Here is a 25,855-nt window from a genome sequence, read left to right on the forward strand (position 1 = left end):
AAAACAAAAAAGAGGTTTGTATGACGATTTATGAAAATATTTTAAGACTTGTCTCTTATGCTCTTTGCAATTCCCTCATCGCAAAAGAAGATGTAATTTACACAGAAAACAAACTGCTCGAACTTTTTAATCTCGACGGATTTGAAACTCCTACAGCTCCAAAACTTCCGAATGTCGATGAGTCTACTCTTGAAATTATTTTGAAAGAAATGCTCGACTATGCTGCTGAAAATAAACTTTTTGAAGACACAGGCGTTAGCTCAAGAGACCTTTTTGATACGAAAATAATGGGTCAGCTAGTTCCGCCTCCAAGCAATGTCGTGAATATTTTTTACAAACTTTACAAAGAAAAAAGCCCAAAAGACGCAACTAGCTGGTACTACAAATTCAGCTGTGACACAAACTATATCCGCCGTTACAGAATCTCTAAAGATTTAAAATGGCAGACAGACACTCCTTACGGAAAACTAGACATCACGATAAACCTTTCGAAACCTGAAAAAGATCCCAAAGCGATAGCGGCTGCTCAAAACTCAAAACAAAGCGGTTATCCTGCATGCCTGCTCTGCAAAGAAAATGAAGGCTACTCCGGACGAATCAACTATCCTGCAAGACAAAATCACAGAATTATTCCGCTCAAATTGAACGGTGAAAGCTGGTATCTGCAATATTCTCCTTACGTTTACTACAACGAACACTGCATTGTTTTTGACACAAAGCATGAACCGATGAAAATCTGCAGGGAAACTTTTTCTTGTCTTTTAGATTTTATAACTCAATTTCCTCACTACACTATTGGAAGCAATGCAGACTTACCGATTGTCGGAGGTTCGATCCTCACTCACAATCATTTTCAGGGTGGCTGTTACTCATTCCCTATGGAAAAAGCTCCTATAGAAAAGCGATTTTCTCTCAAAGGTTTTGAAAAAATAAGTGCAGGAATCGTGAACTGGCCTATGAGCGTAATCAGGATTGACTGTGAAGACAAAGAAAAACTCATCGATGCCGCCGATAAAATTCTCAATACATGGAGAGAATATTCAGATAAAGATTCATTTATTTTTGCAAAAACAGAGGGTGAGGTTCACAACACGATAACACCGATCGCGCGTCGCTGCGGAAAAATGTACGAGCTTGATTTGGTTTTGCGCAACAATATCACTACAAAAGAAAATCCGCTCGGGATATTTCATCCACATGCGCAACTTCATCACATAAAAAAAGAAAATATCGGGTTGATAGAAGTGATGGGGCTTGCTATTCTTCCGGGTCGCCTCAAAAATGAACTTTTGGGTTTGGAGACTGCAATCAAGACATGTAGAAGCATAAGAGATGACCAAGCTCTTTCAAAACACGCTGACTGGATTGATGAACTTTGTAAAAAATACAAAAACCTCAAAGACCTCCCAGATGCAGAACTATCGGAAATTTTGCGTCAGGAGACTGGAATTGTGTTCAGCCGCGTGCTGGAAGATGCCGGCGTTTATAAAAGAACAACAGAAGGAAGTGCCGGCTTTGCTAGATTTATCGATTATCTCAACAAGTAAATTCAGCTCTTTTATTGCTTTCCATTTTCGTCTGTCAAAATTTCTTTTGCCATGACCATGTGGGTTGCGTTGTAGCCTGCAAACATTTCTTCTACATTTGCAGGACAAGTTTTAGGTGTAAGTAGGCTCACTACTGGAACAATAATCAAAGAAGAGAGCATGCAAAATACACCGGAATAAAGCGAATTTCTAAAAACAAAGTTAAAAAATGAACCGCTAAAATCAATGAATCCAATCGAAACAAAAAGTTGGACAATCATAATAGAGCATCCAAAACAAAATGATGAAATGACGGATGCTTTGCTTACTTTTTTCCAATATAGCCCGTAGAAAAATGGTGCAAAGAACGAGCCCGAAAGTGCTCCCCATGAAATGCCCATCAGTTGCGCAATAAATGTCACTTTTGATTTAGCCTGGACAATTGCAATAACGGCAGAAATCACGATAAACACAGCGATGAACAATCGCATAACAAACAGATTTTGACTATCCGGCAATCTCTTTTTTCGCAGAGGGTTGATAAAATCCAAAGTCAATGTTGATGAGGAAGTCAGCACAAGAGAAGAAAGAGTAGACATTGAGGCTGAAAGAACGAGAATCAGAACAACCGCAATCAGCATATCGCCTAGCCCTGACAGCATTGATGGAACTATACTGTCAAATCCGTTTTCTCTTACCTGCTCAACAGAATTAAACAAGCGGGCAAAACCTCCAAGAAAGAAACAACCGCCGGCAACGACAATTGCAAACAGCGTGGAAATCATCGTGCCGCGTTTTATAGAATGCTCATTTTTAATTGCATAAAATTTTCCGACCATCTGCGGAAGTCCCCAAGTTCCGAGTGAAGTAAGAAGAACAACAATCAACAGATAAAATGGGTCAGGGCCGAAAAACGATGTATATGCGCCGTTCATCACAGGAGATTCAATTTCCGACATCAATGCAAGCGACTGCATAAATCCGCCGTTTTTTGAGAGAACGGTATAGATAACAGCTATAATGCCTACTAGCATGATGATGCCTTGAATAAAGTCATTTATTGCAGTCGCCATGTAGCCACCTATGATTACATAAACGGCGGTAAAAACAGCCATTACAATTACGCAGACAGAATAGTCAACATTAAAAGCCATTTTGAAAAGGCGGGAAAGTCCGTTGAACAAAGAAGCTGTATAAGGAATTAAAAATAAAAAGGTAATAGCAGAAGCAGATATTTTTAATCCAGATGAAGCAAAACGCTGTCCAAAGAAATCAGGCATCGTCTTTGAATTTAGATGTTGAGTCATAATTCGCGTACGTCGTCCGAGTACAACCCAAGGAAGCAGAGAACCTAAAAAAGCGTTTCCAAGCCCAATCCATGTAGAAGCGATGCCAAAATTCCAGCCAAACTGACCAGCATAACCTACAAAAATTACAGCAGAAAAATAGGATGTACCGTACGCAAACGCAGTGAGCCACGGACCTACAGTTCTCCCACCGAGAACATAACCGTTTACATCTTTGCTTGCAAAGCGGCATTTAATGCCAACAAAAATGAAAACAGTAAAAAAAATGATAAGCAATAATAATTTTATAACCATGATATTTATTTGTAAAAAACTAAAAATAGTAAAACATATTTTTCAGTTTTTCTCTTTTTATTTCATCAGCTCGCGATATTTTTGAGCGAGTCTTTTTGACTTTTTGGCAGCAAGTCCACAGTAATTTGCAGGATGTTCAAAGAACATTGAAGGATTTTCTATGCCAAGTTTTTCGAGCTGTGCCGTTATATCAGAAAATTCTTTTTCGTGAGTTTTAAGAACTTCAAAAAATGTTTTGCCGCTCTTTTCCGCTTCAAGTGTGATTTTGCGGATAACTTCATGACCGTCGTTGTATCCGGCTTCGCCGAGCAAAATGTATGCAGGTTCTGCAAGAACTCCTCCTTTAACTTTTCCACCGGCATTTTCAAGATTGTGGACCATGCTTTCTTTATCAGCTTGTAAACCTTTGACTACGCTGTTCATTCTTGCAACTGCCATCGTAAAGCCTGCTACATAATCGGCAATAAAACGCTGAGATGCAGAGTTTGTCAAATCGCGCTGATGTTCGGAAATTTGATCCATGTAAAATGTTATGACGCGCGGACACATCGCTTTCCACAAAGATTTTACGTGCTCCGAGTTCCAAGGATTGCGTTTCTGTGGCATTGTCGAAGATCCGACTTGAGTCGAAGCAAAATATTCAAAAACTTCGCCGATTTCAGAACGCTGAAGGTTTCTGAGGTCGTCTGCAAGATTCGCGATGATTCCAAAAGCGACATTCATCTCAAGCAGCAGGCGAAGAACGTTTTCAGGCTCGACGAGCTGGTTAGAATATTCAGAAGGCTGAAGCCCTAAAAATTCTACATAAGTTTTTTCCAACTCTTCAGGATCTTTTACAATCATAGAAGGTCCATTGTAAGAGCCGACCGGCCCCGCAAGCTTTCCGACAAGCTGCTTGGAAAGCTCTTCAATTCGAATGATAGATTTCCCAAGCCTAGAGACAAATTCTGCAATTTCCCATCCAAAAGTGATAGGCACTGCGTGCTGCCCATGAGTACGCCCAACTTGTGGAGTAGCACATTCTCGTTCTGCAATGTCGCAAAGATAGTTTTCAAGTTTTTTAAGTTCAGGAAGCACGACTTTTTGAGTAACATCGCGCATGCGGCATGAAAGCCCTGTATCAAGAATATCAACAGACGTAGCGCCAAGGTGGATAAGAGGTCCGATATCAGAATCGACTTTTGTCTTCATCACATTTACAAGAGCACGGATATTGTGTTTTGTTTTTTCTTCCTCTTTGTAAACTTCTTCAGGATCGATATTTGCTGCCACAAAATCAAGTTTTTCAGCAACTTCGTCAGTCAATTTACCACGAAGCTTAAGGTGTGCTTTTACGAGAGCTGCTTCGCATTTTGCATGAGAGCGAACTGAAGCTTCTTCAGAAATGTAGTTTGATAGGCTGCTAAAAACAGCGGATTCAGACAACGAGTATCTGTGGTCAATACAAGAAATGTTTTCAAAAATGTTACGAGTTTCCATAAATTGAATATAGCAAAAATACAATAATTGAGGAATATGTATCGCAAAGTTGGCAGGCAATTGCTAAAAAAATATGTGAGAGCGGATATTGCTTGTTTCTGGGAGAGCAAATATTGTCTTTGGGGAGGCAATATTCTTTCGGATTTAATTCAAAACTCCAAGAGGATTTACCGTCTTTCCGTTTTTATAGACAGTAAAGTGAAGATGAGGACCTGTGCTCATACCTGTCGAACCGACTCGCCCTATCATCGTGTTTGTATAGACAAAGTTTCCGCGTCTGCAGTTGATTGAGCTCATGTGTCCGTAAAGAGTTTTGTATCCTGAATGATGCGTAATTATTACATAATTGCCGTAAGTTGCGTTGTAACCTGTTGCAGTAACTTTTCCGTCGAGTGCTGCATAAATTGGAGTGCCGTTTGAAACTGCCATATCAAGCCCGCCGTGGAACGTGCGTTTTCCCGGATTGAATGGTGAGTCTCTCCAACCGTATGCAGAAGAAAGCCAATAGCGCGCACGCAGAGGTCTATGGAACAAATCTCCGTTGATTTCCTGACGCGTCACCCAATCGAGTTCTGCATCAGGGACAAACAAAGAAGTACCGGCAGACAACTCAGTATCTTTGTCCAAAAAGTTTACTTTTGCACATTTTTCCGCATTTATTTCGTATTTTTCTGCGATTGCAGCCGGCGTTTCGCCTGATTTTTTTACAGTGTAGATAATCCCTGTCATCGATGGAATTTTCAGGTACTGACCCGGCTGAATTAGCCGCGATTGTTTTATATTATTTACGCTGATGATTGTATCTTGGGTTATGTCAAAAGCGTCCGCAATATAACCGATCATATCTCCTGATTTTACACGGTATGTCTGATACGTGATGACAGATTCTTCATCAGATGATGTTTTGCCTGAATCTAAAGAATCTTGTTGTGCAACGAGTCTTTCCGCAGAGGCTGCATCGTCTTCTTCAAGCAGAGAACTTAAATTTTCTTCGTATTCCGGTGCGACAGCTGTTTCAAAACCGCCGACACCATGGCGAGTCTCTGCACGTCTGGCATTTATAATACCGCAAGTTAAAAATACACCTGCACAAAAGCCAGCAACCGAAAGGCAAATCACATCGACCGAACGTGTCTTAAAAATCATCTTAAAACCATTTATTATGTTCAACAGTATACACTGTATTCTTTTAGAAAGAAAGTCATTATTATCGCTCATCATTTTTTATCAATCCCAATTAAATACGTTTCAAATGATTCTGCACGGCACGCTTCAGGTTTGAACCCTTTGGCTGTCGTAAATATTTCCCGCATCGATTTTAAAATTCGCTGCTGGTCGCCATTCTGAAAGATTTTAACCGAAAAGTTTCCACCTTTTTTTAGCATTGATTGTGCATACCAAACAGCCATTTCTACAAGTTGTTCAGAACGTGCCGTATCAACAGTTCTGTTACCGGTCGTCTTAGGAGCGGCATCGCAGACAACAAGATCATAAGGACCTGCTGCTGCAATCTGTTCTCGAATTTCAGGTGCGTTCAAATCACCCTGAATAAAAAGAAGATTATCTCCTTTTACAGATTTTGAAAGCTGATTCAAATCGCAGGAAACAACTTTTCCCGTTCCTTCCATTTTTCTCAAAAGAAAAGTAGTCCAACTGCCGGGTGCAGCCCCTAAATCGAGAACTGTATAATTTTTCTTTATCATTCCAAATTTTTCGTCAATCTCTTTAAGCTTGTAAACAGAGCGCGCAGGATATCCTTCAGAAAACGCTTTTTGAGACCAAAAATCTGGTTTTTCATAACTGTTAGCCGGCATATATATAGATTTTCGGAAGATTTTTAATGAAAATTGAGCATTTTTTGCCGTCGTCGAGCTGCGCTGAAAATCGAGGCGACGCTGCTTTTTATATCTTTATTTTCTTCCAAGAATAAACGCCTTCTTATTCATCTCAAAAAACTGAGGTTTTACAAGTTTTTCAATAGCACGAATCCACGCTTCTTCAGGAAAGTCCATATATTTTGAAAGCCGTCCCATCAGAACAATGTTCACAGCTTTTGTAGAACCGACCTCTTCTGCAATGGAAAGGCAATCTACAGCATCAACTTTAAATCCGGCAGATTTCATTTTTTCCGTCAGGTTTTCAGGATATTCAGCAGCTCCTGTTATTACTGGCATAGGGTCTATCATCTGTGTATTTACAACAATCTGTCCATCTTTTTTTAGATATTCCGTATAGCGGGCAGCTTCGAGAATTTCAAACGAAACGATAAAATCAGCTTCGCCTTTATCTACGATTGGGGAATAAACTTTGTCGCCATAGCGAACATAAGTCACAACAGAACCGCCTCTCTGGCTCATCCCATGAACTTCGCTGACTTTTACATCATAGTCTGCATCGAGCAAAACTTGTCCCAACGTTTTAGAAGCAAGCAATGCGCCTTGCCCACCAACTCCAACTATCATTATATTTTTTACCATAATCACAACGCTCCAAATTTACACATCTGACTGCAAACAGCACATCCTGTACATAAAGTAGGATTGATTTTTGCCTTGCCGTTTTTCATTGCAATTGCAGGGCATCCAATCTTCATACACATTTTACAAGAAACGCACTTATCTTCCTTTACAACAAGAGGAGGATATGTTTTTACTCCTTTCAATAATGCACAAGGACGTCTGCTGATGATTAAGCTCGGTTCATCAACTTCAATTTCTTCGCGGACTGCCTGTTCGCATTCTGCCATATTGTACGGATCAACTACGCGAACTCTATTTATTCCCATCGCACGTGCCAAAGCTTCCAAATCAATCCGCCCTGCAGGTTCCCCATATAAGTTTTTACCTGTTGTCGGATTTTGCTGATGCCCTGTCATCCCTGTGATTGAGTTGTCGAGGACAATGACAGTTGAATTAGACTGATTGTATGCAATTGTTGCGAGTCCAGTCATGCCTGAATGCATAAAAGTTGAATCTCCGATTACTGCAACAGATTTTTTTTCATTTTCTTGACCGCCTGCTTTATTCCATCCATGAAGTCCGCTGAACGATGCCCCCATACAAAGCGTAACGTCCATTGCAGAAAGAGGAGCAACAGAGCCGAGCGTATAACATCCGATATCTCCAAAAACAGTAACTTTGAGCTTATTCAATGCGTAGAACATTCCACGATGTGGACAACCGGCACACATAATTGGAGGACGCACAGGAATCGCAACATCTAATTTTTTTCCTTCATGTACCGGTTTTCCAAGAGCGGCGGCAACCATGTTCTGGCTGAATTCTCCACAGATTGGAAATATATCTTTTCCATGAATTTCTATTCCGAGTTCAAGTGTACGGCAAAAATTTTCAATAATAGGGTCGAGCTCTTCTATGACGAAGATTTTTTTGAGTCCTTTAGCAAAGTTGCGAATCATATTACCCGGAAGAGGATTCACCATTCCAAGTTTTAAGACATTTACGCTGTCGCCTAGAACTTCTTTTGTGTACTGATAGCATGTTGAAGAAGTTATAACGCCAATCCCATCGGGCTCATCACCTGTAGATTGAGATTTCGCAATCTCTATTCTATTGATTCCGCTAGTTTCAGACCAAGTCTCTATATCTTTCATTCTCTGTTCTACAAAAGGATGTCGGCGGATTGCATTGGCAGGAGCCATTACGTATTTTTGAACATTTTTTTCGTATTTTTTATGCTCAGGCACAAAGCGTTCCGCAGTTTCCACAATACTCTGACTGTGAGAAACGCGCGTGCACATTTTGTACAAAACAGGCGTATCAAATTTTTCACTTATCTCAAAAGCCATCGCTGCAAAGTTTTTTGCCTCTTCTGAATCGCTAGGCTCTATCATCGGTATTTTTGAAGCGATTGCGTGATGACGGCTGTCCTGTTCATTTTGGCTTGAATGCATTCCGGGGTCATCAGCAACTCCAACGACAAGCCCTGCATTTATTCCCGAGTAACTTGCAGTGTAAAGAGGATCTGCGGCAACATTTAAACCGACATGTTTCATGGCACAAAAAGCTCTTCGACCTGCAAGGCTTGCACCAAATGCAGTTTCAAAAGCAACTTTTTCGTTTGGGGCCCATTCACAATATATTTCTTTGAATTTTGCTGCTTCTTCAGTTATTTCCGTGCTTGGAGTTCCGGGATAGCTTGATATAAGTTCGCATCCGCCTTCAAAAAGTCCACGTGCTGCCGCTGCGTTGCCTAGCATCAGTTGTTTCATTCGATGACCTCAATTGGATAATTAGATTGATTTTATTTAAATATACTGCAATTCTACAATTAAATTTAATTCTGGTAAATAATAAGAATTGAATTTAACACCAAAAATCACTATAATGTGTCCATATTTTTTAGAAAAAGGAAATCTGATTATGGGCGGATATTTTGGGGTTACCTCAAAAAGTGACTGTTCGTTGGATTTATTCTTCGGAGTAGATTATCATTCACACTTGGGAACAAGACGCGGTGGGCTCGCTGTGGTCGGTTCCGATGGGAAAATCATACGCTCCATTCACAATATTCAGAATTCACCATTCAGAACTAAATTTGAAAAAGATATAGAAGAACTTCGCGGGAACATTGGAATCGGCTGCATCAGCGATTTTGAACCGCAGCCATTGTTAGTTCATTCGCACCTTGGTAATTTTGCAATCACGACAGTTGGAATTGTCTCAAACAAAGACGAACTGATTAAAGAAGTTCTTGACAGCGGTTACACACACTTCCTTGAAATGAGCGGCGGCGAAATCAACCAGACAGAGCTGATAATCGCACTGATAAATCAAAAAAAAACAATCCTTGAAGGAATCAAGTACGTACAAGAAAAAATAAGAGGTTCAATGTCTTTGTTGATCATGACAAATGACGGAATTTACTGTGCCCGCGACAAATTCGGACGGACGCCAATTCAGATTGGGCATAAGGAAGGGGCTTTCTGCGCTTCTTTTGAAAACTTCGCTTATGTAAACCTTGGATATAAAGATTACTATGAACTTGGTCCTGCCGAAATTGTGTTCATGACTTCTGACGGTATTGAAACTCTTCAAGAACGCAGTAAGAAAATGAAAATCTGTACATTCCTGTGGATTTACTACGGCTACCCTACAGCATCTTACGAAGGCGTAAATGTCGAGACAATGCGTTACAACTGCGGAAAATACCTTGCACAGCGCGATAAAGGTTATGTCAAACCTGATTCTGTCGCAGGCGTTCCTGACAGCGGAATTGCACATGCGATCGGCTATGCAAATGAATCTGAAATTCCTTTTTCACGTCCTTTTATAAAATACACACCGACTTGGCCGCGTTCATTTATGCCGACAAATCAGGAACAGCGCAACTTGATTGCTCACATGAAGCTGATTCCTGTTCCACCGCTTATTAAAGGTAAAAAAATTCTTTTGATCGACGATTCTATAGTGCGTGGAACCCAACTTAGAGAAACAACAGAATTCCTTTATGCTAGCGGCGCAAAAGAAGTTCATATCAGGCCTGCATGTCCGCCGCTTTTATACGGATGTAAATATTTAAATTTCAGCCGTTCTAAATCTGAAATGGATTTGATTACACGACGCATAATTAATAAATTTGAAGGCGAAGATGTAAGTCCGGAAACACTGCAAAAATATTGTGACCCGGATTCTCCTGAATATGCAAAGATGATAGAAGAGATTCGCAAAGAGCTTCATTTTACATCTCTCCGTTTTCACCGTTTGGACGATATGCTCGATTCCACAGGAATTGACCATTGTAATCTTTGTACTTACTGCTGGAACGGTCGAGAATAAACTCTCTTTACACTATTTTATTTTCTGCAACAAGAATCCACTGCATTAGACAAAAATTATCCTTTTATAACTCTGAACGGAGCTGCCGGCAACAAATCACTTGAATATAGGTTTATTGGAGCCGGACTATTTGCCCACAGATAGCGAAGTTCTTTTAAGTTTTTGCAGCAGATTGGGATTGAAACTTCGACGGTGTCATCGTTTTTGAGCTTTCCTGTTGTCTCAATTATAAAGTCATTGCCTTTTTTGCTGTAAAGCAAACTGAATCCGTAGACTTTTTTGTCTTTGCTTTCCGTATTCAAATCTGCAATTTTTCCGTCAACTTTGCAAGCCTTCAGAATTGAGTTTCCGCAGTCAAACCGAACGATGCACTTTAGCCTTTTGAATGTACAGCTACAAACTTTAGGAGAAGCCGAAATATAACTTCGTCCATAAGCTACACGGAGTGCTTCAAGAGCGGCACGTGTTCCACAAGTCAATTTTTTTTCTGGATGAAGGTCATTCCATTCTCCGGCATCTATTGTAACTGCAAGCCCTGCATGCTCCGCTAAATCAACAGCGTCTGACTGAGCTTGTCTCATTTTTGCCCATCCTCCGTCAAGCGATGCAACATCTTCATCGTTGCCGTCACTCCAGTTAGGAAGCTGCATTATCACAAACGGAAGTTCCTTTGCGCTATAAACAAATTTACGCCTCCACAAATCAATCATTTTTTTGAGTATGCTTTTATATTCTTCCGACCTTTCGGCATCAGATTCACCTTGATACCATAAGACACCTGAAACAGTGCTTTTAAAGCACGGAGAAAGCATTGCGTTGTAAAGAGCTGTCGGCTGCCACTCAAAAAACGTCACTTCAGGACAATCGCGAATTTTTACATCAACTTTGATTTTCCATTCCCCAATTAAGTCAATTTTTTCAGAATCTAGCGGCAACAAAGTTTGCTCGTGATTTTCAATATTGCGTGTAGCGGTTGGCTGAACAAAAACATTTTCCGTAAAAATACAATACGGCTTTTCTTCATAAAATCTTATGCGTGAGTTGTGGTTGTTTAGCTGAATATGAGCTGATATGATGTTTTTACCTTCTTTCAGAATCTCAGGTGGAACTTCATAACGCCTCGGCGGATAGCAATACGAAGTCTCTCCTATCTTTATTCCGTTTATGTAAAATTTATCGGCATCTACGATTGCCCCGAACCAAAGCCATGTTTTATGAGATTTGAAATTCTTTATCTGCTCCGAATCGAGTTCAATCGTTTTTTTTATCCAGACGAGCCCTGCACTGTCAAAATTTTTTACGATTCCCGGAATATTTACATTCTCCCATCCATCATCATCTTCAAAATCAGGCATCTTAGACTGCCCAAAAAGTTCTCTGTTCCACTTGTCTTGATTTTCTGCGATGTCTTTTTGCATAGCGGCAACATTGTCATCATTTTCAAAATATTCAAGCTTTTTTAGATATTTTGTTTTATCACCCATCTCAAAAAGCGCCTGCTTGCTCATCCACGCAGAAATTGGAGAGCCTCCCTGGCTCGCATTTATAATTCCGACAGGAACTCTTAGCTCTTCGGAAAGTTTTTTTGCAAAAAAGTAACCGGTGCCTGACATTGTCCCAATATGTTCAGGATTTGCACAAACCCATTGCGGATTTTCAACAGAATCTTGCTCTCCTTTGAAAGACCATTTGACAGGAATCGTAATCATCCTGATTTTTGAATTTTCGGGAAGCGCAAATTCTTCAGGATAAGAAAATTTCATTCTCTCCATTGGAAGCTGAGCGTTTGACTGACCTGAAAGAACCCAGACTTCACCGACAAAAACATCTGTAAATTCAATTTTCTCTGATTCGCATTTCACAGTCATTGTAAAAGCGCCGCCTGCATTCCCAGGACAAAATTCAATTTTCCAGTCGCCTTCTTGAGTTGCTTTTGTGATGTATGTTATGTCGCGGAACTCCATGCTGATTTCTGAAAGTTCTTTTGCTGTACCATAAATGCAATTTATTTTGTTGCGTTGCAAAACCATTCCGGATGCATAAATCCCTTGAACTTTAAATGTTTTTTTCATGCTTTCCTCACTCCAGCAAATTGATGATATGATTCGCCGTAACGATAATATTTTACTACAACATTTCGCTTTTTCTATCAGATTTTTTCTTATTTTCAGTATATAATGTTACATCGGAAGTTGCCCGATGTTTTAAAACAGATATGCATAGTTATTTTAAAAATTATAGATTTTGTTTTTCCCATTCGACAAAAAAGCTCTGCACAAGCATTGCGATGATCGCTCTGACATTTTGTGCATCCGCAGATATCTATTACACGTGGACAGGAGCGATTGACGAAACATGGACAACAGCCGGAAACTGGGATTATACAGACACAAATGCAACCCCGCCGACTACTACATCAACGATTGTACCTGGAGCTTCAGACACATTAAAAATTCCGGTTACGGCAAACAAACCTGAAATTACGACATCTGTCACTGTCGGAGATATTGCGTTTTCACCCGGAGCCGTCTTAAAAATATCAGGGGCTTCCGGTTCTCTCACAGTTTCTCAGAATTTTGCTCTGGAAAACATAGATACGACCTCGAACGGCACAATCGTCGTCCCAGGCGGAATAACGCTATCATCATCGTCTAGCTTTCAAGCAGAAAACTTATCATTGACAATCTCGGGCACAAACACGCCCGCCACAGTCAAAGCGGCTTCACTTTCGATTGGAACAATCACCGCCACAACAAATAACACTCAAAATTTGATATTGGAATCGACTGCGACAACCGGAACTATATCGACGGGGCCAATTGGAACGGCAATCACAAAGTTTGATTCTGTAACATATAAATCTTCAGGCAATATAACATACACTTCATCAGACAACATTCAAGTCAATTCTTCGTCGTTAAAATTTATTTCGATAGCACCGTCTCCGCTTGGAAATATCGTGATTTCGGGCTTATCATATACAGGAAATTTGGAGCTACAAGGGCAGTCTCTCTCTCTTGATACACTTACTCTTTCCGGAGAACTCACCTTAAATCAGGCGGTAAACAAGCTCGTTTCATTAAGCGATATTTCTGCCGGCGCCGTTCATTTCAGCACATCGAATAAACCGTCGTTTATAAATCTTAAGGGAAATATCATCATAAACGGGAACGGAGATTTTATAACTCCAACATATCCGACACCGTCTGATGCTGCCGTCATAAATCTCACAGGAGGAACTGTAATTGATACAACATCGAGTTCTTCAAACGGAGATATAACTCTTTACGACAATCTTACAGGAGGAACGCAAGACCTCACGATAAAAAACAAAGGTGTTTTTACATTAGCAGATGTTTCATCTGTGAATGATATAACACCGAGTCCCTCGCAAATCGGAAGTTTTTCACAAGAAGGTGATGGGACGAGCTCTGTCTCTGGAGATATCATCGCCTCAGGAACAATTTTGTTTGCAAAAGCAGTTGCCCTCTCCGGTGATGTAAAATTCACATCTGCCGGCACGACAACTTTTGAATCGGACATTTCCGGCTCTCATGATATTACGATTCAGGGAGATGCCGTTACATCGGGTACTGTTGAAATCAGCACGAACAGATTAAATGCTAAAGGAAATTTCACGAACACAGGAAACCTGACAAATAAAACAACGATAAATGCTGATAAAGATTTTACAAACAGCGGAACGTGGCTCACAGACACAAATGATAAAGTTATTTTTAATGGAGCTGGAAACCAGACATTCAACTCTGGAAACGGAACTTATTCAAGCGTGGAAGAGAATAAAACTTCTGGCTCGCTGACTATAAACGATAGCGCGAATGTGACGGCTTTTACAATAACAAACGCGACATCTACTGTTTTTGAAGACAATCAAACGATTGGAACTCTTTCCCTTGCTTCCGGTGGAACAACAACTTTCAACGGTTTTGCAGAAATCACAACGCTTACAGACTATTCAACCAGCGGAGACATTTCTTTCAACGCCGGAGGAATCATAAAGACAGACACAGTTTTCAATACAACAGGAACTTTGACTTTTGGAAGCTCCTCTGATACGTTTATTTTTGCGACATCGTCGTCAGCAAACCCTGCAGATAAAAACATTACACACACAGCAGGACAGACAATAATCACAGGCACATTAAAGGGTGCAACACAAACGTTTGCGTCAACAAAGCTAAGTGGGACGCTTGATGCTGAAAACGCAGTGACAATTTCCACCGCAACAATCAACGGAGCTTCCACAATCAAAAGCAATTCAATAAATTTCATCGGAGCGATATCAGGGCTCGGCAAAGAACTCACGCTTGAAAGCACAGGAAGTTCTGCCAACATATCGATAAAAGATACATTGCTAAAAACTCTAACTTTCACAGCCCAGTCTCCAGCATCGACAACTTTGACTTTAACTGGCACATTGACAACGGCAGATACAATCACATTCCCGTATCCGACAACAATAGATGGAACAATAATCTCGCAAAACGGAAACGCAGTTTTTAATTCTGCTCTCATTTTGGCGGCGGCTTCCACAATCGGAGATTCGACATACAGAACTCCGTTTATTGTCTCAAAAAACTCGACAGTAAATTTACAAAGCAGCGGCCTTTCACTCACCGGAAGCACACTTTTTCTCGGAAAGCTGAATGCCGCAAGCTCGTCGAGCGGACTTTCTGTCGCTAAAGACTTTGTAATCAGTCATGCAACTGGAACAGATAAAACAGAAATCAACGCTCCTGTCATCGCGAAAAACATAGTTCTTTACAAAGGAGAGCTCGCCGCAAATGCAAACATGACATCGAGAAGCGACATAGTTTTATTCGGCTCAGCTTACGACGAAAAAGACCACATCTCTCAACTTCCTGGAATCTACACGTATAAAAACGTACACAACAACACAGCTTACGATGCGGGAACACCGGCAAAACTTCCCAGCGGAGATTTTGTTCCGGCGTCTACAGACTACTCGGGAAAACTCACGACTAAAGCTGGAATAACGTTAGTTGCCGGCAAAAACTTTTATGCAAACGGGCTCTCTGCGCAAGATTCCTCTTCAACACCCGGAGACTGGACTCTTAAAATAAAATCAAATTACAACACCGACGCAAACTTTGCTCAAGCGTTCTACAGCGACTTTTCTTCATCTTCTTGTAAAGTAGAATGGGAAGGAAGTCCAGGAAAGATTGTCGCAGAGGGGTCCCTATATCCATCTGTAAAACCCGGTTATGAAACAGGCTGGGATTTAGACGACTTTTTTATCACCAGCGCAAATACTGTCGATGACAACGTTGTCAAAGTTGAGTTCAATCGCCACTTAAAAAATCTTGCATCTTATCTGAACAATCATATCGGATATATGAAAAGTTCTTCGTCGCCATTTGACGGAATATTCACAGATGCATCTTGCACAATTCCACTTGCGGCAACAGATGCTACCCCCCCTGTAACCCCTGTACGCACAGTATTCATCCGCGCACCTGAGTCAGCAACGTGGAACACAGATGCAAATGGAACAGATGCAGGCAAACCGATTTCAACCGACAAAAAAGGTGTTCACAAAGATGTAATACCATATCTCGACATACCTCGCAACACGAGCGAATACACATATTTTATCACGGACCTGTATGGAAAAAGGCTTGCCCACTATCACGCATCCGGACTTTCGTCAAACGCTGTTTATTCAAATGTCACAGATGGGTGTGCACCTGTCCTTGTAAAAGTCAGAACAGGTCAAGAAATTCACAGAGATTATGATTCTTTAACAGGTGAATCTTGCCAGCCTTCTTACGACGCACACAATTTCATCGAATTCCGTTACTCAGAAGAAGTAAACTTCGGCGACAAAACAGGACTTTTAAATCCCGCTCTGAACAATTTCAACAATACAAACTTAAATGCCCGGATTTGGCTTCCTGCATCTGCCGCAACTGTAAACCCTACAACACATTTTGCGGATACGCAAAACGTCCGCGTAAACGACAAGTTCGGCGTATCAGTGACAGACATAACATCAGATGCCTCATTCGGGTTTACGCTGCTCGGTCTCGGTCAGATAGAAAAAGGTCAAATCTACACAGGATCCGCAGGTGCGCCAAACAAATACACAAACGCTTTGTACAGACCAGACAAACATTCTATCAGGCTCTCAATTGCAGGTTGGACAGACGGAATAACATCTGACAGAAATGGATTTACATATAAAAACTGGAAAGGCTATATAGAAAAAGCAGTTCTTCCGTCAGGATCTGTCACAACAAACGCACTTTATTATAATCTGATAACAGATTTAAAAGGCAACAATCAGGGCGATTCAAAAATTGCAATTTCAGTAGATTCCACTCAATCAGGCTTATACGGAAAGTGGGATACGTCGGAGCCTATTTTTGCGCCATTTACTAAAATGAATCAAACAGGCTCATCTTTGTATCACGAAGCAGTTGGAAACACAACAGGTTCTGGCTCAACGTTAGATAAAATCGAATTCCACTTTTTCGACAACGCAGTTCCCGACAGCGCAGATTACTCTTGGATTACAGAGCAAGGCTGGAGTAAAGCAAACAAAAAGGATGAGCTTTATAAAACTTACTCATACAGTGCAGATATTTTCGGCGGCTCGCGGCAGTTTGCAGATGACCCGTCAACAAGGACATCAGGGGGAATTCGATTTTGCTCGATTGTAAATATTTCAGGAGCGTTCAAATACATTGCCGGCAACACCGACAGCGCAATCCCGACAAAACCTTTTGTTCCAAATCCGAATGCAGTTTATCCGGGTGCAAAAGCGGCTTTGTTTACAGGCTCTTCTGCAACAAGGCGTTCAGCTGACGTTCTTGACGGGCTTTATTTTGGACTTAAACTCTCGGAGATGAATTACCCGACAAACACATCTTTTGTAATCTCTTACGATGAAACTCAAGGTTATGCGACAGACCTTGCAGGCAACAGATTGCGTTCTGCAAAAATCAAGACAATCGACCGCACGCCTCCTTCAATCGACATGACTCTTGCGTCAATAAACCAAAATGAAATTACAATTGTATTCGTAAAAAATCTCGAGACAAATAATATAAAATACATTGTTGGAGGACTGCAGCACAATTTTACAATCCCGTTTGCCCAATTAATCACAAAATGCTTTAAAATCATCGAGATAGATTCGACAGGCAATTTTACAAGAAACAATGCTTCTTCTCTAATTATTGACGAATCAGTTCCTGCAAAAATAAAACACATAACAAGTGAAAAATCAGGCAAAGCTTTTACGGCAATAACGCTTGCAACAAACCGCAAAATCACTTTTGAAGACTTAAAAAATTATACTCTGCAGCTGACAGGACCTTCAGATGCCGGTTTTGCAAACAATTATTCATTCGACCCTGTTACGAACATATTCAGTGCTGTAACATTCATTCAAGATACTTTTGGCAACTTCTTACCGATTTATTCGGCGCACTCGCTTTCTGATTTTGCAATCAATTCAGTCAATCCGCTATACGCATATCCGTCTGATATAAAAGCCGACGATGAAAAATTATTTGGCGGAGTATATGAAAAAGGAACGTGGGCAGTACATGACTGGAACGCAGACCAACAAAACTACGGAACTCTTCCTGTAGCTCATTCTTTTGACATAGTTGCAGAACACTGTGATGGAGTAGAAGAAACAAGAATGTATATTTCTGCAAATCCGATTTCTTCCTCTTTATCAACTCAGATAAATGAAGATTTGAATTTAAATCTCCGTGTATGGTTACCGAACATCTTTGGGTCAAGCGTCCCTGCCTGCCCTGCCATTGCGCCGATAGACAACCCTGCCTCAAATTTTTTCACGATTGAGCCAGAGCAAACAGATATCCCAAATCGAATAACATACAAAGCTCCTTTAAGTCTTGTAAACAACTGGACAAGCGGTCAACAAGTTTCATTCCTATTCAGCATTTTAGATGCACACAAGAATCCTGTTGCAATTTATAATTCGCCGTTTTATGATGTTTCAAACAATAAATACGACCTCACAAAAAGCCAAAAAATACCATTGTTTGCACTACGGCTCGCCGACAGTTCTGACATATTATCCCTTGATTTGTGGTCTGTAAAACTAAAATCATCTACAAGTCAGAGAGGTGGAATAACGATTTTGAACAATGTCATAAACGTCACAAACGGTGAAAAAGTAACTTTAAAAGTAAATCTACCATCGGACGGGAAATTAAATGTAATAATCACCACCCTTGATGGCAACGTCATCAAATATCTTGCACGTGGTCAAACAAATGCAGGCGAACACTTGTACACATGGGACGGCAAAAATACAAACGGAAACAATGTCGCACGAGGAATGTATTTTATACGAGTGACTGGAATCGGAATAGATGAAACGCGAAAAATAATGGTTGTAAAATAACAAATGCTCCGCATTCATAGTTTTATACATAGCCATTGTTTTGTATTGTATCACCGTAAAAAAAATCGTATACTTTAACACATGGAAAAAGAAAACCGCAAAAGCCCACGGTATGAAGAAATCGGTCGCATATTTGCTCCTGAGCTATGCACACTTCCAGGTATTCTCGATGACATAAGCGCCACCGGCTGTAAGCTTCATTACTCTTTCCCTGTTGTAGTCGATTTGGAAAATGAATATGAAATAAAAATTCAGCCTCTGCACAACTCCGACAATAATCCGCTCAATTTAATTTGTGTCCCGCAGTGGGTTAAAGAACAACACGACAACACTTTTATCGGTTTTAAGATTTTGTATTCTCCGGATGCTTCGCGCCTAAACGATTTTATTCAGCATCTGCAAAACCTATCTAAAAACGACATTCCGGATATCATCTAACTTATGAAAATCGCATTTTTATCATTTCCTGAGATGAAAGAGATTTTGCTTTCAGAACTGCGAGGACGATTTGGGATAACACAAAAACCGACGGAAAATTACGGAGACTTAATTTATTTTGAAGATTTAGCAATCCCTAAAAATTTTTCAAAAGTTATCCCCTATTGGGCACGCACTGTGATGCTTGAGCCGATTTTTGTCACATTTAATACAATCTCCGAAGCTGCAACTAAATTAAAACAGATTCAAAGAAACTGGGCGCCGTATCAGTACACATGTTTTCGCCGTTCACAGCTGATTCAGGAAAAACTGCCATACATAAACCTTAAAGATAAAAAATTTCCGGTGACAATTCCTCAAAGTCCAATCGGTCTATATACTCTGATAGATGAGCACAACATGATTGCAAGCGCAAAAACATCAAGTTGCCTTCCGGCAGGGACAATCCATTTCATCGAAGATCACGATAACCCACCAAGCCGCGCATATCTGAAAATCCAAGAAAGTTTGACAATTGCTAATTTGCTAAACGGCACGGGATTGCCGCACAAAGGGCAAATGTGCTTTGAAGCGGGAGCTTCACCCGGCGGTTGGACATGGGTTTTGGTGAATCTCGGAGCAAAAGTGTTCGCTGTAGACCGTGCAGAACTAGCTTCTGAATTGATGAAAAATCCTTTAGTAAAGTTTCAGGCACACGACGCATTTAGCCTCAAACCTGACGACATCGAAAAAGAAAATGGAAAAATAGACTGGGTGTTCAGCGACGTAATCTGCTATCCCGAACGGCTTTTGCAGTGGATAAATATGTGGCTCGAATACAATCCCGAATTAAACATGATATGCACAATAAAAATGCAGGGCGATATAGACTGGCAGCTAGTAAAAAAGTTTGAAGAAATTAATGGCAGCAAAATTGTGCATTTAAACTACAACAAACACGAATTAACTTGGATCCACACAAGATAAGCGAATCAAAAAATCTGATTTTAAATATCATTAATTACAGTATCACAATCAATATAAGTCGATTTTTTTCTTTTAAATGATATAATCAAAAAAACGAGGTTTAGATTATGAATAAGTTAGGTTTTATCGGAATGGGAAACATGGCGCAGGCGCTTGCAACAGGTTTTATCAAGTCAGGAAAAATCAAGCCATCTGACATTTTTGCGTATGCTCCGCATTTAGAAAAACTGAAGGAAAATGCAAAAAAAATCGGATTTACACCGGTAGACTCTTTGGATGCGCTCGTTGATTCTTCAGATACAATACTGATTGCGTGCAAACCGTACCAGATTGAAGATGTGATTTCACAAATCAAACACAAACTCGTCGGCAAAGCCGTTATCTCAATCGCTTTAGGCTGGGATTTCGCAAAATATTATAGAATTCTTGGTAATGAAGTTCGGATTCAGTTTGTAATGCCGAATACTCCTGCTATGACCGGCGAAGGCGTTATGCTTTTTGAACAGAACAATTCTCTAGGCAAAGATGAACGCATGCAAATCATGGATTTATTTACTTCTGTTGGAATCGTCGAAGAACTTCCAACAAATTTGATGGGAATCGGCGGTGCAATCACAGGATGCGGTCCGGCTTTTGTAGATTTAATGATAGAAGCTTACGCAGATGCAGCTGTAAAATATGGGATTCCAAGAAAAGATTCGTATCGGCTTGTCTCGCAGATGATTTTAGGTTCTGCAAAATTGTGCCTTGAAGCAGGCGAACACCCTGCAGTTTTAAAAGATAACGTCTGTTCTCCAGGCGGCTCAACTATATGCGGAGTTACAACTCTTGAAGAAAAAGGCTTTAGAAATGCGTGCATTTCTTCAATCGACGCAATAATGAACAAAAAAACAAACTGATTGTAGAATTTAGCAAAGTTTGCAATTCACCGATATAGCTTGCAATTCTCCTGAATATTTTGCGCTGCGCCTAACAGCTTTTGTAATCCCTCTACGAGCTTTATAATTCATCTAAACGTTTTGTAATTTTCCGAACCTTTTATTTTTCCACCGAATAAAAAAACAGACCTTTATAATCCTATATTTTTAAGGACATTAAAGGTCTGTTTTTCAGTTGATGAACATGCCTAGAACTTTAAATTTCAGGCAGATTCATTTAATTTATGCACAAACTATTCATGCATAAAAACTATTTAGACAATCTCGTTTCAAGGTCATCGAGACAAGCAGACAATTCTTTTGGAAGGTGCTTTCCGAATTTTGGATAATGGTTTTCACGAATATCCTTAACTTCTTTCAACCAGCCTTCTCTGTCAACTTTGAGAATTTCAGGAAGTGCTTTTTTGTAGCAGTCAGAAAGTCCATCTGTGTTGAGAGCTCCTTCTTTTGGCATATATCCGATTGGAGTATCAATGAAGTTGTCTTTTCCATCACATCGGTCAAAAACCCATGCAAGAACACGAGAGTTTTCACCATATCCCGGCCACATGAATCCGCCAGGAAGGTCTGCATTGTCATCGTCCTTGCGGAACCAGTTAACGTAGAAAATCTTTGGAAGTTTATCAGCATTTGTAGATGGATTGTTACCAACATCGATCCAGTGCTGGAAGTAGTCACCCATGTTATATCCACAGAACGGAATAATAGCAAATGGGTCACGGCGAATCTTACCAACATCTGCGGCGTTGATTGTAGAAGCTGCTGTGATTTCAGAACCTACTATTGAACCAAGGAACACACCGTGTGCCCAGCTTCGAGCCTGATGTACGAGAGGAATAGTTGACGGACGACGACCACCAAACAAAATTGCAGAAATTGGTACACCTTCAGGGCTTTCCCAATCAGAAGCAATACAAGGGCACTGTTTTGCAGGAGCTGTAAAACGTGCATTTGGATGAGCGAATTCTTCACCTTTAGGAGATTTATCTTTTGGAAGTGCTTCACGAACGTTACCTTTCCAGTCAACAAGTTTACCTTTTGCAGGATATCCGATTCCTTCCCACCATACGTCACCGTCTTCTGTAAGAGCACAGTTTGTAAAGATTGTATTCTTAGAAGCGGCAACAAGTGCGTTTTTGTTTGATTCTTCTGAAGTTCCCGGTGCAACACCAAAGAATCCTGCTTCAGGGTTGATAGCATAAAGGCGACCATCTTTTCCGAATTTCATCCATGCGATATCGTCACCGACTGTTTCAACTTTCCATCCAGGGATTGTCGGGATCAACATTGCGAGGTTTGTTTTACCACAAGCAGATGGGAATGCACCTGTTATATATTTAACTTCACCTTTAGGGTTAGTCAATTTCAAAATAAGCATGTGTTCTGCAAGCCAACCTTCTTCACGAGCAAGAACAGTTGCAATACGAAGAGCAAAACATTTTTTCCCAAGCAGGGCGTTTCCACCATATCCTGAACCATAAGACCATATCAGGTGTTCTTCAGGGAAGTGAGAAATGTATTTGTGATCAACATCAGCGCAAGGCCAGATTCCATTGTCTTTTTCACCGTTGTTGAGCGGCTTTCCTACAGAGTGAAGACAAGGAATAAAATCATCACCAAGATACTGCCATGTTTGTTCGCCTGCACGAGTCATGATATCCATGTTCAATACAACGTATTCTGAGTCTGTAAGTTCAACGCCGTATTTTGCGATAGGAGAACCGAGCGGACCCATACAGAACGGAAGAACGTACATTGTACGACCATGCATGCAGCCTTTATACAGACCTTTCATTGTTGCTTTGAGTTCTTTTGGAGCAATCCAGTGGTTTGTAGGACCTGCGTCTTCTTCTTTTACAGATGAAATGAATGTGCGGTTTTCAACACGTGCAACATCACTCGGAAGCGAGCGGAACAGGAAACTGTTAGGTTTCTTTGCCAATGGAGTTGCGAGACCTGCATCTACACATTTCTTCATCAAGCGATCATATTCAGCCCGAGAGCCGTCGCATACAACAACGCTATCAGGTTCACACATCTTAACACATTCTTCAACCCATGCCTTAATTTTGGCATTTTTAATGTCGTTAACTGTCATAATAACTCCTAATTAGAACTACCGAATCGGTAGCCTTTATTAATTATGCATGAGCAGAGCCTCTCCAAGAGACACAGTCATACAATGTTAATATAATGGAATTTGTAATACTATTCAATGAAAAAAAATTAAGAAGTTAAAAATTGCTATCAGGAGTTAGGAAATACTGATTAATTCACATCTAATTGGTCAGCATTTCCTAATTTATAATAAATATAAAAAAAAAGACCTTAGCCATAAACTAAGATCCATAAAATATCTAGAGCCGACTGTCGGACTTGAACCAACTACCTACACGTTACGAGGGTGTTGCTCTACCAGGTGAGCTAAGTCGGCATATTTTTCATTTTTTTTAACTGTTTCCAACGCTTGTGCGAGTGTCATAAAGACGCCTTAAATCGTTGATATTGTTTACAATCACGTAGCTATCATAAACTTCAATTTTTCGCTTTTCGATGAATTTGCTGATTTCATCGCGGCAGACTTCCACGCTAAGCCCTGCCCAGTGCGAAATGTCGGCGATTGTAACATTGAAACGGCGCTGTTTTACAGCTTCGTCTGAAATCGGATTCATTTCGGCAAGCAACAAGAACACATCTGCGATGCGCGCCTGCAAATCTTTGACAACAAGAATTCTAAATCGCCGTTTTTGGTCATAAATGCGTTTGCAGAACAGCTTAAGCAAAAGCAAAGCCATCTGAGGGTTTCCTGTTATCAAAAGCTCAAAATTTTCCTTATTGAATTCAAGGCATTTTACAGAGCCAACAGCCACACATGTCGCAGAACGCGGAGAATTGTCGAGAATTGCCATCTCGCCAAAAAATTCTCCGGGTTTGAGGATATCGAGATTTTTCTTTGAGCCGTTTACACATTTTACAAGCTGAACACGACCGCTTTGGATCAAATAAAAACTATCTCCCGGTTCATACTCCGAAATTATAACTTCGTTCGGTTCGTAAGTTTTCGCGAAACGTTCAAATGCTGGAAGTGAAAATATTTTAAGCGAAGAATTATTGCTGTCATCTTCAGGGCTTTCTGTTACACCACGATTATGAATTGCAAGTTTATCACATCTGAGTTTCGCATCAGCATAAAGTTTACTTACCTCTTCTTTTTTCGAAGTGTTCGGATATCGTTTTAAAAACTTGACGTAAATATCGCAAGCAGAACGATACTGTTCATCATTGTAAAAACTCTTTGCAACAGCGAGCATGCCTGATTCCTGATCTTCGGCAACATTATTTAATATGGATTCTGTTTTTTTGTGAATTTGACGAAGCTGATTAGAAAAAACACGGAGCATCTTCATTATCAAAGCTTTATTATTGCTAAAAAGAACTTCAAATTCCTGAACTGTCAGAGCGACAGCGACAGTAGTGACAAGCGCTGTAGCAGTTTCTTCACGACCGAAATGACCCAAAGCTGACTTGACACCAAAAAATTCCCCACTCTTAACCTGTTCGGATACAGGCTGTCCGGTTTCAATATCATTAGAGGAAAGAAGAACCGTTCCTGTCTGCATGATAAAAATGCGGTCATCTTTGTCGTTTTCAAAATAGATGATAGACCCTTTTGTATATTGCATTGCTTTTGGCATCGTCTTATACAACTCCTTAGACTTTTAGTAAAAAAATAACACCTATACCTGCGGTGTCAGATTATATCACATATTAAAAAAAAATGCTATTCTAAAGTTATGATAGATTTACATGTACATACAACCGCATCAGACGGACAATATACACCGACAGAGATAATTGAAAAAGCAAAAGAAAAAAAACTAAAAGCAATTGCAATCACCGACCATGATACAGTAGCTGGGCTCGAAGAAGGACAAATTGCAGCAGACAGATGCGGAATTACATTTATACGCGGAGTTGAATTAAACATAAATGCGACAAAAGGAGAATTTCACCTTCTTGGATTAGGATTAAAAGCAATTTCGCCCTCTTTTCAATTGATTTTAGAAAACCTAATAAAAAACAGGGACATAAGAAACAGACAGATAATCTCAAAGATGAACGGCGATGGAGTCGACATCAGCATTGAAGATCTTTATCACGATTTTCCAAACACTGTAATCGGTCGCCCTCATTTTGCAGCAGAGCTTGTAAAACGCAATATTGTAAAGACAAGGCAACAAGCGTTTGACAGATTTTTAGCAAAAGGAAGAGCGTGGTATTGCGAACGTATCGGCTCAAATCTTGATGAAGCGATTGTAGCAATCACTGAATCGGGAGGAGTGCCTGTAATTGCTCACCCGATGTCGCTTTATCTTTCTTGGGGAAAATTGCCTGAGATGATTGAAAAAATACATGAACAAGGAATTGCAGGTCTTGAAGCATATCATCCGGGAGCGAGAGTTTCCGAATGTGAACGCCTTGAAGGATTAGGTCGCAAACTCGGGATGTTTATCACTGCCGGCAGCGATTTCCACGGTGAAAAAGTCAGAGCAGACCGAAAATTGGGACACACTTGCGGAGGTCGAAAAATTGATGACAAATATTATTTTGAAGAGCTTTTGCCAAATATAAAAAAGGCTACACAACAGTAAAAACCGATTATGCAGCCTTTTTTTATGAT

General features: G+C 40.4%; 16 protein-coding genes and 1 tRNA gene. 7 read left to right on the forward strand and 10 right to left on the reverse strand.

All coding sequences use genetic code 11. The features are described from left to right. Positions 1-20: 20 nt before the first annotated feature. Entirely contained in the window at positions 21-1,547 is a 1,527-nt protein-coding gene (gene galT / locus H9I37_RS00525; protein ID WP_187380540.1) for a UDP-glucose--hexose-1-phosphate uridylyltransferase, read from the forward strand. A gap of 11 nt (positions 1,548-1,558) precedes the next feature. On the opposite strand, the gene H9I37_RS00530 is transcribed toward galT, so the two are convergent. The 6 genes from H9I37_RS00530 to iorA form a co-directional block, all read right to left on the reverse strand. Beyond that, on the reverse strand, positions 1,559-3,127 hold the full coding sequence (locus H9I37_RS00530; protein WP_187380541.1) for a sodium:solute symporter family protein: 1,569 nt from the start codon (positions 3,125-3,127) through the stop codon (positions 1,559-1,561). Positions 3,128-3,184: 57 nt separating this feature from the next. Further along, a complete protein-coding gene (locus H9I37_RS00535; protein ID WP_187380542.1) occupies positions 3,185-4,606 on the reverse strand; it encodes a lyase family protein in 1,422 nt (473 codons plus the stop codon). Positions 4,607-4,750: 144 nt separating this feature from the next. Next, positions 4,751-5,827 carry a M23 family metallopeptidase gene (locus H9I37_RS00540; RefSeq protein WP_255422447.1) on the reverse strand — a complete coding sequence of 359 codons (1,077 nt, stop codon included), beginning with the start codon at positions 5,825-5,827 and terminating at the stop codon, positions 4,751-4,753. Further along, positions 5,824-6,420: an SAM-dependent methyltransferase gene (locus H9I37_RS00545; protein WP_187380543.1), complete on the reverse strand. Its 597-nt coding sequence runs from the start codon at positions 6,418-6,420 to the stop codon at positions 5,824-5,826. Before H9I37_RS00545 ends, H9I37_RS00540 begins: the two co-directional genes overlap by 4 nt. Before the next feature lie 96 nt (positions 6,421-6,516). Next, positions 6,517-7,083, reverse strand: coding sequence for an indolepyruvate oxidoreductase subunit beta (locus H9I37_RS00550; RefSeq protein ID WP_187380544.1), 567 nt, complete (start codon positions 7,081-7,083; stop codon positions 6,517-6,519). 2 nt (positions 7,084-7,085) lie between these two features. After that, positions 7,086-8,837 (reverse strand): indolepyruvate ferredoxin oxidoreductase subunit alpha, encoded by a 1,752-nt coding sequence (gene iorA / locus H9I37_RS00555; protein ID WP_187380545.1) that lies wholly within the window; start codon positions 8,835-8,837, stop codon positions 7,086-7,088. A gap of 88 nt (positions 8,838-8,925) precedes the next feature. Here iorA and H9I37_RS00560 point away from each other — a divergent pair, with 88 nt between their 5' ends. Beyond that, positions 8,926-10,404 carry an amidophosphoribosyltransferase gene (locus tag H9I37_RS00560; protein WP_255422448.1) on the forward strand — a complete coding sequence of 493 codons (1,479 nt, stop codon included), beginning with the start codon at positions 8,926-8,928 and terminating at the stop codon, positions 10,402-10,404. 56 nt (positions 10,405-10,460) lie between these two features. Here the strand turns inward: H9I37_RS00560 and H9I37_RS00565 are convergent, their stop codons facing one another. Continuing rightward, positions 10,461-12,476, reverse strand: coding sequence for a sialate O-acetylesterase (locus H9I37_RS00565; RefSeq protein ID WP_187380546.1), 2,016 nt, complete (start codon positions 12,474-12,476; stop codon positions 10,461-10,463). Between the two features lie 215 nt (positions 12,477-12,691). Between H9I37_RS00565 and H9I37_RS00570 the strand changes: the two genes are divergently transcribed. The 4 genes from H9I37_RS00570 to proC all read left to right on the forward strand — a co-directional run bounded on the left by H9I37_RS00570 (position 12,692) and on the right by proC (position 21,135). Continuing rightward, positions 12,692-18,832 carry a FlgD immunoglobulin-like domain containing protein gene (locus tag H9I37_RS00570; protein ID WP_187380547.1) on the forward strand — a complete coding sequence of 2,047 codons (6,141 nt, stop codon included), beginning with the start codon at positions 12,692-12,694 and terminating at the stop codon, positions 18,830-18,832. Positions 18,833-18,913: 81 nt separating this feature from the next. After that, positions 18,914-19,270: a PilZ domain-containing protein gene (locus tag H9I37_RS00575; RefSeq protein ID WP_187380548.1), complete on the forward strand. Its 357-nt coding sequence runs from the start codon at positions 18,914-18,916 to the stop codon at positions 19,268-19,270. A 3-nt stretch (positions 19,271-19,273) separates the two neighbouring features. Further along, positions 19,274-20,236, forward strand: a complete 963-nt coding sequence (locus H9I37_RS00580; RefSeq protein ID WP_187380549.1) for an SAM-dependent methyltransferase — start codon at positions 19,274-19,276, stop codon at positions 20,234-20,236. Between the two features lie 107 nt (positions 20,237-20,343). Beyond that, positions 20,344-21,135, forward strand: coding sequence for a pyrroline-5-carboxylate reductase (gene proC / locus H9I37_RS00585; RefSeq protein ID WP_187380550.1), 792 nt, complete (start codon positions 20,344-20,346; stop codon positions 21,133-21,135). 289 nt (positions 21,136-21,424) lie between these two features. Here proC and H9I37_RS00590 read toward each other — a convergent pair whose 3' ends face one another. The 3 genes from H9I37_RS00590 to H9I37_RS00600 form a co-directional block, all read right to left on the reverse strand. Continuing rightward, positions 21,425-23,272: a phosphoenolpyruvate carboxykinase (GTP) gene (locus tag H9I37_RS00590; RefSeq protein WP_187380551.1), complete on the reverse strand. Its 1,848-nt coding sequence runs from the start codon at positions 23,270-23,272 to the stop codon at positions 21,425-21,427. 263 nt (positions 23,273-23,535) lie between these two features. Beyond that, positions 23,536-23,608 (reverse strand) — tRNA-Thr (locus H9I37_RS00595). 16 nt (positions 23,609-23,624) lie between these two features. Further along, complete coding sequence (locus tag H9I37_RS00600; RefSeq protein ID WP_187380552.1) at positions 23,625-24,869, reverse strand: Crp/Fnr family transcriptional regulator; 1,245 nt, start codon at positions 24,867-24,869, stop codon at positions 23,625-23,627. A gap of 99 nt (positions 24,870-24,968) precedes the next feature. Here H9I37_RS00600 and H9I37_RS00605 point away from each other — a divergent pair, with 99 nt between their 5' ends. Continuing rightward, the gene (locus H9I37_RS00605; protein WP_187380553.1) at positions 24,969-25,826 is read left to right on the forward strand and encodes a PHP domain-containing protein; all 858 of its coding nucleotides are present in this window, start codon (positions 24,969-24,971) and stop codon (positions 25,824-25,826) included. Positions 25,827-25,855 lie beyond the last annotated feature (29 nt).

Source organism: Treponema sp. Marseille-Q3903, from assembly GCF_014334335.1.
Taxonomy (GTDB): Bacteria; Spirochaetota; Spirochaetia; order Treponematales; family Treponemataceae; genus Treponema_D.